Annotated in this window: 13 protein-coding genes and 1 pseudogene; 2 read left to right on the top strand and 12 right to left on the bottom strand. The window is 70.4% G+C overall.

The window, feature by feature from the left end:
• Positions 1-137: 137 nt before the first annotated feature.
• A pseudogene (locus G9272_RS46225) lies at positions 138-323 on the bottom strand (IS630 family transposase); the annotation flags it as partial.
• Between the two features lie 234 nt (positions 324-557).
• Between G9272_RS46225 and G9272_RS30970 the strand changes: the two are divergent.
• Positions 558-2714 (top strand): FhaA domain-containing protein, encoded by a 2157-nt coding sequence (locus G9272_RS30970; RefSeq protein WP_171399553.1) that lies wholly within the window; start codon positions 558-560, stop codon positions 2712-2714.
• 314 nt (positions 2715-3028) lie between these two features.
• Here the strand turns inward: G9272_RS30970 and G9272_RS30965 are convergent, their stop codons facing one another.
• The 4 genes from G9272_RS30965 to G9272_RS30950 form a co-directional block, all read right to left on the bottom strand.
• Positions 3029-3739, bottom strand: a complete 711-nt coding sequence (locus G9272_RS30965; RefSeq protein ID WP_437184324.1) for an NADPH-dependent F420 reductase — start codon at positions 3737-3739, stop codon at positions 3029-3031.
• A gap of 87 nt (positions 3740-3826) precedes the next feature.
• On the bottom strand, positions 3827-4300 hold the full coding sequence (locus tag G9272_RS46450; protein ID WP_437184323.1) for a hypothetical protein: 474 nt from the start codon (positions 4298-4300) through the stop codon (positions 3827-3829).
• A gap of 46 nt (positions 4301-4346) precedes the next feature.
• Positions 4347-4559, bottom strand: a complete 213-nt coding sequence (locus tag G9272_RS30955; protein ID WP_028807102.1) for an EF-hand domain-containing protein — start codon at positions 4557-4559, stop codon at positions 4347-4349.
• A gap of 67 nt (positions 4560-4626) precedes the next feature.
• The gene (locus tag G9272_RS30950; RefSeq protein WP_171399551.1) at positions 4627-5538 is read right to left on the bottom strand and encodes a MerR family transcriptional regulator; all 912 of its coding nucleotides are present in this window, start codon (positions 5536-5538) and stop codon (positions 4627-4629) included.
• 61 nt (positions 5539-5599) lie between these two features.
• On the opposite strand from G9272_RS30950, the gene G9272_RS30945 reads away from it, so the two are divergent.
• The gene (locus G9272_RS30945; RefSeq protein WP_171399550.1) at positions 5600-6298 is read left to right on the top strand and encodes a GNAT family N-acetyltransferase; all 699 of its coding nucleotides are present in this window, start codon (positions 5600-5602) and stop codon (positions 6296-6298) included.
• Here the strand turns inward: G9272_RS30945 and G9272_RS30940 are convergent.
• The 7 genes from G9272_RS30940 to G9272_RS30910 form a co-directional block, all read right to left on the bottom strand.
• Positions 6255-6872 (bottom strand): ADP-ribosyltransferase, encoded by a 618-nt coding sequence (locus tag G9272_RS30940; protein ID WP_171399549.1) that lies wholly within the window; start codon positions 6870-6872, stop codon positions 6255-6257. The two genes, G9272_RS30945 and G9272_RS30940, sit on opposite strands and share 44 nt — an antisense overlap.
• A gap of 79 nt (positions 6873-6951) precedes the next feature.
• Positions 6952-8148, bottom strand: coding sequence for a YncE family protein (locus G9272_RS30935; protein ID WP_171399548.1), 1197 nt, complete (start codon positions 8146-8148; stop codon positions 6952-6954).
• Positions 8148-8972, bottom strand: coding sequence for a polysaccharide deacetylase family protein (locus G9272_RS30930; protein WP_171399547.1), 825 nt, complete (start codon positions 8970-8972; stop codon positions 8148-8150). The genes G9272_RS30935 and G9272_RS30930 overlap by 1 nt, the downstream gene beginning before the upstream one ends.
• Before the next feature lie 189 nt (positions 8973-9161).
• Entirely contained in the window at positions 9162-9665 is a 504-nt protein-coding gene (locus G9272_RS30925; protein ID WP_171399546.1) for an ATP-binding protein, read from the bottom strand.
• Positions 9666-9953: 288 nt separating this feature from the next.
• Positions 9954-10721, bottom strand: a complete 768-nt coding sequence (locus G9272_RS30920) for an enoyl-CoA hydratase/isomerase family protein (protein WP_171399545.1) — start codon at positions 10719-10721, stop codon at positions 9954-9956.
• Positions 10722-11014: 293 nt separating this feature from the next.
• Positions 11015-12268: a L,D-transpeptidase gene (locus tag G9272_RS30915; RefSeq protein ID WP_437184322.1), complete on the bottom strand. Its 1254-nt coding sequence runs from the start codon at positions 12266-12268 to the stop codon at positions 11015-11017.
• Between the two features lie 170 nt (positions 12269-12438).
• The gene (locus G9272_RS30910; RefSeq protein WP_171399544.1) at positions 12439-13683 is read right to left on the bottom strand and encodes a L,D-transpeptidase; all 1245 of its coding nucleotides are present in this window, start codon (positions 13681-13683) and stop codon (positions 12439-12441) included.
• Positions 13684-13785: the final 102 nt, after the last annotated feature.

Genomic DNA, 13785 nt, shown 5'->3' with positions numbered 1-13785 from the left:
GTCCCCGGGACCGGCTCGGTCAGGGGCCTCCCATGAAGTGGTAGGCGTTCCCGGCGGTGACGATCCCGCCGTCCAGGACGCGAGCTGCGGTTGCCAGGGTGCGGCCGTAGAGCCTGCCCTTGCTCAGGTCCCAGGCAGCGAACAGGTGACCTGGCGATCTTCTTGACCCCGGCGATCTTCGCCACCGGCTTGCCCCGCGCGGACAACAGCGCCCTCCGGGCCCGCCGCCAGGTCACCACTGACCCGGTGCCTCTGCGGACGATCCGCGACAGGCACTGTCTCTCGTCGTCATCGATCTCGCGGACGCGTACTCGTTCCGCCACCCCGGCCTGACGACACCGCGCCGCCCGGACGCCACAGCACCAGGAACCCCCGCGTTCCGGGGGCGGCGTCGAATCGGCGGTCCACGCGGCCCGATGGGCGGGGCTTTACGACCGATCCGGTGAAATGCGACGACATGCCGCAAGATCAGCACTCTCTGTGTCTACATAAGCACTATCAGTGACATCATCGGCCGATCTGACTGCCTTACAGCGGATCGGCACCCGGAGGCTGAAGTGGGAACGCTGAACAAGCTGGAACAGCGCTTCGAGGCTCTAGTCAACGATGCCTTCGCCAAGATCTTCAGATCCGCCGTGCAACCCCTGGAGTTTGCCGGCGCGCTCCGGCGCGAGTGCGACGTCAACGCCAGGATCTGGACCGAGGGCTGCACCATCGCACCCAACGGTTTCGTCGTCGAACTCAGTCCGGGCGACCACGAGACCTACGGCGCATGCCTGGTCATGCTCGGCGAAGAGCTGGTGGAGAAGGTGCGCGCGCACGCCGAGGAACAGCAGTACTCGTTCGTAGGTCCGTTGAAGGTTCAGCTACAGCGGGCGGAGAACTTGAAGGTCGGGCAGTATCGCGTGCGCAGCCGCCTCGAGGTGCCGCCCGAGGTCAAGCACGCCCTGGAAGTCGACCAGTGGTACCGCGCCACGCACGCGACGGCGCTCGGGCCGGGCGGCAGTGGCGCCCGGCCCTGGCCACCGCCGGCGCACGTCCTGCGGGGTGAAAAGCGGGCACTGACCCCTGATCAGTTGATATCGATGGGGCTTTCTTTCAGCGAAAACGGCAGCTTGGTCCGCGCCGCCCCGCCGAGCGCTCTCGCCGCGCCGCCGCGGCCGCTCCGCCCCATCGAGCCGGTGACGGACCGCCCGGGCGTCGCTGTCCTGTCTCGGTCCGGTCACGCGGTGCATGCCCCCACTGCCGGGCAGGGCGGGCGTCCGGCGCTTGACCCCGCAGGAGTGGTGTCGGGCATAACGCCTGCCCGCCGCCACGCCGTCGACTCCGTGCCCGAGGGGCCCACCATCTCGTCGAAAGGACAGAACATGACGAACGATCGCAACATCTACGCCGACGATCCTGCACCCGGCAGGGGCAGGGAGCTCTCCGACGGACTCGTTCCCACGCCGCCGGACCCGCACGTCGTCGGCGGGCCCCAGGCCTTCGTGCCGGCGGAGCCGTTGGCCGGCCCGCGGGCGGCCAACGAGACCGTGTCGCAGGGCGGGCCGGCGGAGAATCACTCCCCGGCACCCGCGGGGAACCGCTACGGCGCAGTGCCCTTTACGGCTCCCTATGACAGGGTCGCGCAGCCGACCCGGGTCGCCGGCGGAACACCGCCCTTCGCCCGCCCGCCGGCGCACCACGCTGCGGCACCATGGCTGGAGCCGGACCGGAGCGGCCGCGGGGCACTGGGGCACAGTGCGACCGTCGAGCTCTCCTCCGACCGTCTGCTGCGCGGTCAGCCCAACGGCCGACGAATCCTCAGCCGGTTGCGCATCGGTGGCAGGACCGCCGAACGAGAGCGCCAGCAGAAAATGGCCATCCTCCGCACGCCGGTGATGCAGTGCCACAAGATCGCCGTCATCAGCCTCAAGGGCGGAGTCGGCAAGACGACCACCACGACCGCCCTGGGCGCGACTCTCGCCACCGAGCGTCAGGACCGGGTCGTCGCGATCGACGCCAATCCGGACGCAGGTACCCTCAGCCGCCGTGTCCGTAGCGAAACCGGCGCGACCATCCGCGACCTCGTAGCCGAAATCCCCAACCTCACCAACTACATGTCCGTACGGCGCTTCACCTCCCAGTCCCCGAGCGGCCTCGAGGTCCTGGCCAATGAGGTGGACCCCGCTCTCTCGACGGCGTTCAACGACGAGGACTACCGACAGGTCGTCAGCTGCCTCGGACAGCACTACCCGATCATCCTCACCGACTCCGGCACCGGCCTGCTGCACAGCGCGATGCGGGGCGTCCTGGACTTCGCCGATCAACTGATCGTGGTCGCCACGCCCAGCGTGGACGGCGCGACCAGCGCCAGTACCACCCTGGACTGGCTCATCGCGCACCAGTACGAGGACCTCGTCAGCCGGAGCATCACCGTGGTGTCCGAGGCGCGCCGGAAGAGCAAGATGGTGAAGGTGAACGAGGTCCTGGACCATTTCCGTGCCCGTTGCCGGGGTGTGGTGGTGGTCCCGTTCGACGAGCACCTCGCGACGGGCGCGGAGGTCGATCTGGAGCAGATGAAGGCACGGACCCGCGAGGCCTACCTCGAGCTGGCGACGCTGGTGGCCGCGGACTTCCCTCGCACCCAGCCCGAGGCCGTGAGCTGGGCGGCCTCCTACCCTCACTCGGGATACAACGCGCCCAGCTATTTCGCCGCTCCCGCACGGGCGTGATCCGTCACCGGAGTCGGGCTGCCGGCTGATTTCGGGGCGTCGGCCCTGGAGGACCCGGCGATGGGAGGAGACGGCTGACGCGGTGGCGGAACCGCGCTGCCGTACGAGCCCGACACGAGAGGCCCCCGGATGGATCCGGGGGCCTCTCGCCAGGTAGCACCTGCATCCGGGACGAAGGGCGCTGGTTGGAAGTCGTCGATCCGCCCGCACGGATTCCGCAGCCCGGTCACCTCGACCACGGTCCGGACGGCCGGACGGACGGTCGAGCTGCCGGACGGACCGCGCCACCCGCTGCGGATCGTCCGAGGCCCGTCCTAGCCGCGGAAGGTCGCCGGGCGTTCCGGGCTCGCCTCGGCCAGGGCCTTGGTGACCGCCTCGGTGCCGGCCCGCAGCCCGTAGACGGGGGTGTCGGGCTGCTGGCGCCAGGAGTCGTCGATGCCGCCCGTGTCGACGGTGTCGAAGCCGAGCTCGTCGATCAGGGCGCGTACCTTCGCCTTCGCCGCCTCGTCGTCGCCGGCCACCGGGAGCGCGATGCGGTCGGGGTCACCCGCGGCGAGCGGGCGGTCCAGGATGTCCTGGGCGTAGGTGCCGTTGAAGGCCTTGATCACCGGGTGGCCGATGCGGCGTTCCGTCCAGCGGCTCTCGGCGAGACCCTCGTCCTCGATCTCCGCGATCCGGCCGTCGCGCTGCTGCGGGTAGTAGTTGTTGGTGTCGATGACGGCCACGTCGTCGGCCGCGCCCTCCAGGATGCCGGACGGCAGGCTCGGGACCGCCTTGACCGGAATCGTGATCACCACGACCTCGGCACCGCGCGCCGCCTCCTCGACGGTGACGGGGGTCGCTCCCGTCTCCTCGGCGAGCTCCTTGAGCGTCTGCGGGCCGCGGGAGTTCGCGACGGAGACGTCGTGGCCGAGCGCGCTGAGGCGCCGGGTGAGGTTGCCGCCGATGTTGCCCGCGCCGATGATGCCGATCTTCATGAGAGGCCTTGCCTTCCGGGACCGAGTCGATTCAGATTCGATGCACATGCATGCATCTGATGGGGCCAACCCCGGTCGGCGGCGGGCTATTCCGGCTCCATGCCAATCTCTACGAGATTCTCCGCGGCCCTGGCGTCAGCCGCCGAACGGATCCTCCGGTTCCGCCGCGAGGACGGCCGCCGCGGCCTCCGGGTCCCCGTCCGCGACGGCCCGGACCAGCGCCTCGTGGGCCTCGTCGGCGGTGTTGGGCTCCTGGACGCGCAGTCCGGTCAGGGCCAGGAGGCCGACCTGGCCCTTGCGCAGGGCCGGGACGAACTCCGCGAAGAGGTCGGTGAGCACGGGGTGATCGCCCGAGCGCTCATGCCGGAGCCGAGACTGCTGCTTCTGGACGAACCGGCGAGCGGCCTGGTCCTGCCGGGCCGCGAGCAGCTGATCGACGCGCTCCCCGCGGGCACCACCCACGCCCTGCTGCTGCGCGACGGCCGCGCCCTCGCCCAGGGTTCCGCCGCGTACGTCCTCACCGGCTACCGGGTCGGCAAGTGCTTCGACCTGCCGCTGGCTCTGAACGGCACGGCGGCCGTCGGACCGTGCGCATCGAGCGCCGGTCATGAGGAGGGGGCGCCCCGCATCGCGAGGCGCCCCCTTTCCGCTCGACTCACTTGTTCAGGTGCGCCCAGAACTCGTCGAACGAGAGGAGCTTGTCACCGTCGAGGTCGCGGCTCTTGATGATGACCTCGGCGACCGACTCGGTGACGTTCCAGTCACCCCCCTGGGCCAGAGCGGTCTTGAACTCGGCCGCGGTGATGAAGCCGTCACCGTCCGTGTCGATCCGCTGGAACTCCTTGCGCGCTTCTTCGATGTCGGCCACCGATCCGCCCCTCTTCTCCATACCTGCGTGTCTTGCTGGTCTCGCTGTCGTGCTGACGCAGGTCAGATTAGCTGGCCGTGCGAACCTCCAGTGCGGCGACCACCCAGGCGAACTCCTCCTCGTGGGCCGAGAGCGTGGCCCCCTTCAGGACCGCCATCAGCTCCCGATACCGGGCCAGGCGCACGTTGTGGGTCGCCTTCATGCGCTCCAGCACGGCCGCCCGGTCGGTGTCGCCGAGGAGGTCCCCCAACACCTCGTCGGCCTCCGGGGACTCCGGGGCGATCCCCTGCTCACGGGCGCTGCCCACCAGCTCGATCAGCCGCTTGAAGAACCACATGGACGCCCCGCGAGGGACTTCGTGCGCCCGGTCGGCGGCGTTGAACTCGGCCGCCTGCCGCATCTGGGCCCGGAACTCCGGGTCCCGCACCATCTCGGCCAGTTCGACCCAGGCGTCCACCTGCTCGGGTGTCGGGTCCTCCGGCAGATCCATCGCGCTCGTGCGCATCCGCTCCCGGATGTCCGGGTCGGCCAGGTCGAGCCCGTGGAACATCTCGTCCACGAACTCCTGAAGAATCCGCCTGCGCTCCGCTGCCGAAAGCCGGGCCAGATTGTTCATCAGGGTCATCTCCTCTGCGGTCGAACCGCGTCGCGCCACGGACGACAGCACCGCGCGAGTCACCCGCAGCGAGCGGATCTGCGCGTCCAGCGCCGCCACATGCGCCGCCGCGACCTCCGCGACCGTCCGCTCCCCGATCAGCACCCGGCGCACATCGGCCAGGCCGAGGCCCAGCTCGCGCAGGGTGCGGATCAGTTCCAGCCGGGCGGCGGACTCGGCGTCGTAGAGGCGGTAGCCGCCGGCCGAGCGGGTCACCGGGGTCAGGACGCCCTCGTCGGACCAGTAGCGGATGGTGCGCACGGTCAGTCCGGTGGAGCGGGCCAGCTCTCCGATGGTGAAAAGTCCGGTGCCGTCGTCGATCATGTGTGTGAGTGTGGGCCTTCCAGTGGGTGGAGACTCAAGGCGCGCGAAGGGAACCGGTGCGGTGGGGAACCTGCGGGACATTCTCGACGCGGCCGCGCGCGGTGTCTTCCCTCCCCCCGACGGCCGCACGACCGTCCTCCCCCAGGCCTCCCCGCGTGACGCGGGCGTCCTCTCCTTCACCGCGCACTCGGTGGTCTTCACCGACGAGGACCCGGAGTGGGTGTACGAGACGCTGCGCGCCGCCGACTGCGACGCCCTCGCCGCGTCGATGAGCCCCCGGTTCCTGACGGCGCTGCTGGACCGTACGGGCCGGGTCGCGGAGACGGTCGACCAGCTGGTGGTCGGCTCCCCGCTGCCGGGCCCGCCGCCCCTCGCGCTCACCGAGATCGAGGACCCGGACCATCCCCGGGTGGTCAGCTCGCGCAGGCGGCGCGACGAGGTGCGGGTGTGGGCCGCGGAGGGGGGCGTGGTCGTCCTCGGGCGCGGGGTCGCGGGGCGGCTGGAGGTCGCCGTGGAGGTCGAGGAGGGCGTACGGCACCGGGGGCTGGGCCGGGCCCTGGTGGGCGCGGCGCGGCACCTGGGCGGGGGCGAGCCGGTGTGGGCGCAGATCTCGCCGGGGAACGCCCGCAGCACACGGGCGTTCCAGGCGGCGGGCTATCTGCCGGTCGGGGCGGAGGCGCTGCTCACCGTCCGGCGGGAGCCGGGCGTCGGGGCGGTCAGTGCCACGGTACGTAGTTCAGATTGCTCACACAGCCGCTGAGCACCTCGGTCTTCGTGGCCTTGTCGACGGGACACGCGCCGAGGATGTACTGCCGTGCGACGCCGCCCGGGAAGGCCACCTCGACCTGGTCGGCGTACTTGTGGCCGTCGCCGATGGTGCGGTTGACGTCGATGCCGCCCGGGGCGTCGATGTAGTAGTTGTAGTTCGACTTCCAGCGCTTGTAGAGGTCGTGGTCGTAGGTCGTGGAGACGTACGGGGAGGGCTGGTTGTCGAGGACGTACTTCTCGATGTCGTACTGGCCGTTGACGACGTCCCTGGGGTAGAAGCCCTCGTCGAAGATGACCTCGGGGGTGCGGTTGTCGCTGCGCCACAGCGTGCCGCAGGTCTTGCGCCAGACCGGTGCCGGAGTGATGCGCGGGACGTCCACCTGCCGGTCGGCGGCGGCCTTGACGGGGTCGTCGAACAGGGGACAGGCGGGTGCGGCGGCCTTCGTCCTCGCCTTGGCGGGAGCCTCGGCCGGTGCGGCGGCGGGCACGGCCGCCGTGGTCGCGAGGACGGCACCCAGGGAGAGGACGGCGGCGGCGACCCGCCGCCGGACGCGAGTGATGATCATGCGCTGCACGATGTCGGTTCCCCGACGGCGAGTCGTGGATCATCACCCGATCGGCGGCGTGTCCCCGACCGGGGTTGCCCTAGCGGAAGATGCCGGTGTGGCCGAGCGAGTAGCGGCCCGGCTGCGGGTAGACGGCCAGGCCGTGCGGGCCCCTGCCGACCTTGATGCGGGCGAGCTGCTCTCCGGTGCGGGTGTCGATGGCGTACACCTCGGAGTTGTACCGCCCGGACAGCCACAGCACCTTGCCGTCCGCCGAGACGCCGCCCATGTCGGGGCTGCCGCCGTTCGGGAGGCGCCACTTCTTGGTGAGCGCGTTCTCGTGGAAGTCGAAGACGGAGACCGTGCCCTCGCCGCGGTTGGAGACGTACATCTCGCGGGAGTCGCGGCCGATGTACAGCCCGTGGCAGCCCTTGCCGGTGTGCAGGAACTCCGGCTTGCCGAAGGTGTCGCCGTCGACGATCCACATCCCGTCGGCCATCATGTCCGCGATGTAGAACCGCTTCCCGTCGGGCGAGACCTTCACGTCCTGCGGCATGGCACCCTTGTAGGGCAGTTTCTGCTGTCCGACGACCTTCATCTTCTCGGTGTCGACCTTCAGCAGCTCGCCGCTGAACTCGCAGGACACGATGAAGTACCTCCCGTCGAGGGAGAAGTCGGCATGGTTGACGCCGTAGCAGGTGACCGGTTCCGTCTTGATCCGCTTCATGGTGTGCGGGTCGCGGAAGACGAGTTCGCGGTCGAGGGAGGCCATGACGACGGCGTACTTGCCGTTGGGCGTGAAGTAGAGGTTGTACGGGTCGTGCACCTCGACCGACTTGCCCGCCTTGCCGGTCTTCGGGTCGATGGGGGTGAGGGTGTGCCCCCGGTTGTTGTTGACCCACAGCGTCTTCATGTCCCAGGAAGGGACGACGTGCTGCGGCTGCCGCCCCACCCTGAGGGTCTCGATCACCTCGTACGTCTTCGGGTCGATGACGGAGACGGTGTCGGACTCGGTGTTGGGGACGTAGACCCGGGACGGGAAGTCCTTGACCACCGGGGAGAGTCTGCCGGGGCGGTCGGCGGCGTAGACGTCCTTCGGGTCGAGCACCGGCGGCATGCCGGGCAGGCCGTCGACGACGGACTTGTGGACCTTCTTCGCCGGTGCGGGAACGGCCGCCTTGGTGGCGCCGCTCCCTCCTTCCCTGGCCGCCCCGCCCCCGTTGTCGGTGCCGCAGGCGGCGAGGACGGTGAGCGCGGCGCCGGCGAGCAGGGCGCTTTTCACGAGGTTGCGGTGCATCAGCCGATCAGCTCCGTGGTGGTGACCGCGCGCAGTCCGCGTCGGTCGAGTTCGTCGAGTACGGCGGGGAGTGCGGCGACCGTGTCCGCGTACCCGAAGTGCAGGCTCACGACGGACCCGTCCCGGATCTCGCCGAGGATGTTGCGGGCGACGGCGGCGGCGCCGGGCGAGGTGAAGTCGAGGGAGTCGACGTCGTAGGAGAGGACGTGCGGGTAGCCGGCGCGGCGGGCCAGCGTCTCCACGACCGGGGAGGCGCGGGTGGCGCGGGAGGGCCGGAACCAGGTGCCGATGGACCCGGTGAGCCTGCGCAGCCGCTCGGCGCACCCGGTGATCTCGGCGGCCGCCTCGGCCGCCGGCATGGCGTTGATGTCCAGGTGGCGCTGGGTGTGGTTGCCGAGGTCGTGGCCGCCGTCGAGAATCCGGCGGGCGAGGTCGGGGTGTTCGTCGAGCCAGGACCCGACGGCCAGCACGGTGACCCGCGCGCCGTGCCGCTCGGCTTCACCGAGCAGGGCCCGGGCGACGGAGGGCTCCCCCTGACCGTGGAAGGTGAGAGCGACCCGGGAACGGCCGCGCGGACCGTGACTGATCTGAGCGGGCTGCCGGGGGAAGGCACGGGGCGCGGGGGCGGCGAGGGGACGGGCGGTCGCCTCGGAGGCACGGGTGGGGGACGCGGGGCCCGGGGAGGCGGAGGCGGGGGCGTGCGGGGCGACGGCGCCGGAAGGGGACTTGAAGGGCGAGCACGCGGCCGCGAACGCACCCCCGGCGACAAGCCCGGCGCCGGCCCGCAGCGCGAAACGACGGTCGGATGTGGTCACCCGCACCATTTAAGGGCGGATATGGGGTATTTCCGGCCATTGACGCAACCCGGCTCGCCGAGCAGGGGCGACACACTCAGCCCGTCCGGCGTGTGAGGACGAGGCCCGTTCAGGGCCGAAGCGGGGGCCCGGGGGCGACAGCCCCCGGAAGACGGCCACGAGACGCACCCGCACATACCCGGCCGACCGCCGGAGGCCCTAGCGGTCGGCGACCCGCATCTCGAACCACGTCGTCTTGCCCCGGGGCAGCAGATCCACGCCCCAGCGGTCGGAGAGTTTGTCGACGAGGAACAGCCCCCGTCCGCTGATGTCCAGTTCCTGGACCGGCATCAGACAGGGCAGCCCCCGGGAGGGATCGCGGACCTCGACCCGGATCCAGCCGCGCCGACGCCGCATCCGGAGGCCGAAGACCCGGGCACCGGTGTGCCGTACGGCGTTGCCGACGAGTTCGGAGACGAGGAGGACCGCGTCCTCGGTCATCTTGGGGGTCAGTCCCCACTGACGCAGTACGACGATCTGGGCCAGCCGTCGGGCCGTGGCGGCGGACTCGGGGCGGGACGGCAGCGGAACCTCGCCCTCCGTCGGGTTGCCGAACAACTCCAGCGCCTTCAACGCCCGTTCGTCCTCGACCGCAGGCGACCAGCGCGCCGCGGTCGCACGGCCCGGTCCCCGCGGCTGTTCGATGCCCTCCAGCCCCGCCATGCCCCCATCATGGCCGCCCGGAGCCCCCTCCGGGGCCGTTCCGGCGGAATACGCCCCCCGGAATCTGCCGTTCCGGATAGGTCGATCGGCATATGCCAGGGACAGTTCAAAGCCCCACAAACCGGGACTGACCTGCGGCGACAACGCGCCGGGAGGCGCTCGGCGGGGTCGCTCGACAAGGCAGGCTTAAGGTCGCCTTAAGGTTCCCATAAACCGCCCCATCGAGGGACCCGGATGAGACGCCCCGTCAATTGCAAGTGATTCCGGGGAGTTTGAAGGAGACCTCTCTCACAGGAACTTGGCCTTGCCCGGGCCTTCCTCGACGAAGCTGCGCATGCCGATCTCGCGGTCGGCGGTCGCGAACAGACCCGCGAACCAGTTCCGTTCGACCGCCAGACCCGTCTCGATGTCGGTCTCCAGACCGGTGTCGATCGACTCCTTCGCGGCGCGCAGCGCGATCGCCGGACCCTGCGCCAGCTTCGCGGCCCAGCGGTGCGCCTCCGTGTACACGTCGGCGGCCGGGACGACCCGGTCCACCAGGCCCAGGGTCAGCGCCTCGTCCGCCTTCACCATCCGGCCCGTGAAGATCAGGTCCTTCGCCTTGGAGGGGCCGACCAGCCGGGAGAGGCGCTGGGTGCCGCCGGCGCCGGGGATCAGCCCGAGCAGGATCTCCGGCTGGCCCAGCTTGGCGTTGTCCCCGGCGATCCTGAAGTCCGCGCACAGCGCGAGCTCGCAGCCGCCGCCCAGCGCGTAGCCGGTCACCGCCGCGACGACCGGCTTGGGGATGCGGGCCACGGCCGTGAAGCAGTCCTGGAGGGCGCGGGCCCGCAGGATCATCGCGGTGTGGTCCATCTCCTGCATCTCCTTGATGTCCGCGCCCGCCGCGAACACCTTCTCCCCGCCGTACACGACGACCGCGCGTACGTCGTCACGCCGGGTCGCCTCCTCGGCGAGCTCCTTGAGCCGGTCCTGGGTGGCCACGTCCAGCGCGTTCATGGGCGGACGGTCGAGACGCAGCGTGCCGACGCCGTCGGCGACTTCGAGATTCACGGTCATGCCAGCAGGTTAACGGGGACTAACGGCGAGCGGGCCGGTGCGGTCGGTCACATCGGGCCGGGGGTCCGGGGGTTGTCCCCCAGGCAGACACAGCACGGGGACTAACGGCGAGCGGGCCGGTGCGGTCGGTCACATCGGGCCGGGGGTCCGGGGGTTGTCCCCCAGGCAGACACAGCACGGGGACCAACGGCGAGCGGGCCGGTGCGGTCGGTCACATCGGGGGGCGGAGACGACGAAGGGCCCGGTGCCGTGTGTCGTGGCGCCGGGCCCTTCGTGGAGTCATCGAGCGGGTGCTACTTCGTCCACTCCGCCCACGGGATGTTCCAGCCGTTGAGGCCGTTGGCCGGGTTGACCGTCGGGTCGGTGGAGTTCTTCACGACCACCACGTCGCCGACCATCGAGTGGTTGAAGAACCACGCGGCCGGCACGCCGCTGTCGTAGCCGCCGCGCACGTCCCGCAGGCCGATGCAGCCGTGGCTGGCGTTGTAGTTGCCGAAGGCGTCGCCGCCCCAGTAGTTGCCGTGCACGAAGGTGCCGGAGTCGGTCAGGCGGATGGCGTGCGGGACATCCTTGATGTCGTACTCGCCGTCATAGCCGACCGTGTCGCCGTTCATCCGGGTCACGGTGAACTTCTCGCTCATGACCATCTGGCCGTTCCAGGTGGCGTAGCCGGGCTTGCCGGTGGTGACCGGAATGGTCTTGACGACCTTGCCCTCCTGCGTGACCTTCATCGTGTGCTTCTTGGCGTCCACGACGGACACCTGATCGCGGCCGATGGTGAAGGAGACGGTCTTGGCCTGCTTGCCGTAGACGCCCTTGCGGCCCTCGACGCCGTCGAGGTTCAGCTTCACGGTGACCTTGGTGCCGGCCTTCCAGTACTTCTCGGGACGGAAGTCGAGACGGTCGTTGCCGAACCAGTGGCCCTGCACGTCGACGGCCGGCACGGTCGTGATGGAGATGGCCTTCTCCACGTCGTCCGGGTGGGTGATGCCCCGGGTGAAGCGCACCGAGAACGGCATGCCGACGCCGACCGTGGAACCGTCCTCGGGCGTGAAGTTGCCGGTGAAGGTGTTCTGCGGGCTCAGCGTGGTGAAGGACGAGTCCTCGGCGGCCGTACGGCCCTCGGAGTCCTTCGCGACGGCGTGCACCTGGTACTTGGTGGCCCCGGCGAGGTGCGTGGCCGGCGTCCAGCCGACGCCGTCCGCGGAGATCGCGCCGGTGACCGCCGTGCCCTTGTCGTCCTTGACGACGACCTCGGTCAGCTTGCCCTTGGCCGCCGTCACCTTCAGGGCGCCGCTGGTGTCGACATCCTTGGCGCCGGTCTTCGGGGCGATGGTCACGACCGCCTCGGACTGCTTGCTCTCGGCGGTGGCCGAAGCGCCCTTGCCTTCGGAGCCCGCGTCCTTCGCGGACCCGGAGTCCGAGTCCCCGCCCCCGCCGCAGGCCGTGACGGCCAGCAGCAGCCCGCCGACGATCAGCGCCAACCGCTTGTCGCGGCCGCGTGAGCGCCCTCCAACCGACGCCCCCGATATCGGTCGCACGTTCAAAGTCGTTCTCCCCACTCCCCCGGGCCCTCCCCGGGCCCGCACCGCGACGCGTCCCCCGCGTTCGCCGCATATTAACCACAAGGTCAACGGCCTGGACGGGCCAAGATTGTCACCGTTCAGTCCCAACTAGGACTGTGGGAACGCGGGGAAGGTTGCACCGGGGGGCCAGGTCATTTCAGGGCGCCGCCGGCGATCCACTCCTTCCAGGTCATGTTCCAGCCGCCGAGCCCGTTGTCCGGGGCGACCTGCTTGTCCTTGCTGTGCACGACCTCGATGACGTCACCGACGAGCGAGCGGTCGAAGAACCAGCCCGCGGGCGTGTCCGAGGCGCCGCCCTTGACATCCCTGAGGCCCACGCAGCCATGGCTCACGTTGACCCGGCCGAAGACGTCCTCCGCCCAGTAGTTGCCGTGCAGGAAGGTGCCGGAACTCGTCAGCCGCATGGCGTGCGGGACGTCCGGAATGTCGTACTCGCCCTTGCCGTTCGCCTTCTTGAAGCCGACCGTGGCGCCGTTCATCCGGGTCAGCTCGAGCATCTCGGTCACCACCATCTTCCCGTTGTAGGTGGTGTTCTTCGGCGCCCCGGCCGTGATCGGCACGGTGGCCAGCAGTTCGTCGTCGCGTCGCACCTGCATCGTGTGTTTCGCCGCGTCCACCAGGGACACCTGGCTGCGGCCGACGGTGAAGGAGAACGACTTGTCCTGGAGCCCGTAGACACCGGGCGCCCCCTCGACGTCCCGCAGCCCGAGCGTGACGGTGACCCGGGTGCCGGGCGCCCAGTACTCCTCGGGCCGGAAGTCGAGCCGGGTGTCACCGAACCAGTGCGGCCGGATGTCCACCGCCGGTTCGGCCGTGACCCGGACGGCGCGCTGGACCGCGGCGCGGTTGTCGATCTCCCGGTTGAACTCCAGCGAGACGATCATCCCGGTGCCCACGGTGGAGCGGTTCTCCGGGGTGACATAGCCGATGAAGCGCTCTTCGGGGACGTAGGTGGTGAAAGTGGTGTGCCGGGCCGAGCGGTTCCCGTCGCCGTCCAGGGCGACGGCGTCGACGGTGTAGCGGGCGGCGAGCCCGAGCCGGTCGTCGTCCGGCCGCCAGCTCGATCCGTCCGCGGCGATCCTGCCCGGGACCGGGGTCTCCTGGGCGTCCTGCGATCTGACGACCTTCACGGACTCCAGCCGCCCGCCCGGCACCCGCACCAACAGCCGCTCCTCGGGCCGTACTCCCTTCGTTCCGTCCTCCGGGGTGACGCGGATGACGTCCTCGGGGGCCGGGGGTTTGCCGAGCACCCGTTCGAGTCCGCTCCGGCTGTCCTCGCCGGTGCAACCGGCGGCCCCGGCCAGTAGTCCTGCCCATGTCAGTACGGCGGCCAGTGCGACCCCCGCGCGCCGTGCGCGCCCTTGTACGTGCCTCACATGGTGCCCAACGACCGGGCACGCCCCGGGGAAACGTGAGTGCGAGGGCCGCTCTGGGCAGAAATGGGGGGAGGACGACGCGACGGGGAGCCGCGGCCGGGA

Source organism: Streptomyces asoensis (assembly GCF_013085465.1).
Lineage (GTDB): Bacteria > Actinomycetota > Actinomycetes > Streptomycetales > Streptomycetaceae > Streptomyces > Streptomyces cacaoi_A.
The sequence above is the reverse complement of the archived record's forward strand: the minus strand, read 5'-3'. Positions and strand labels throughout refer to the sequence as shown.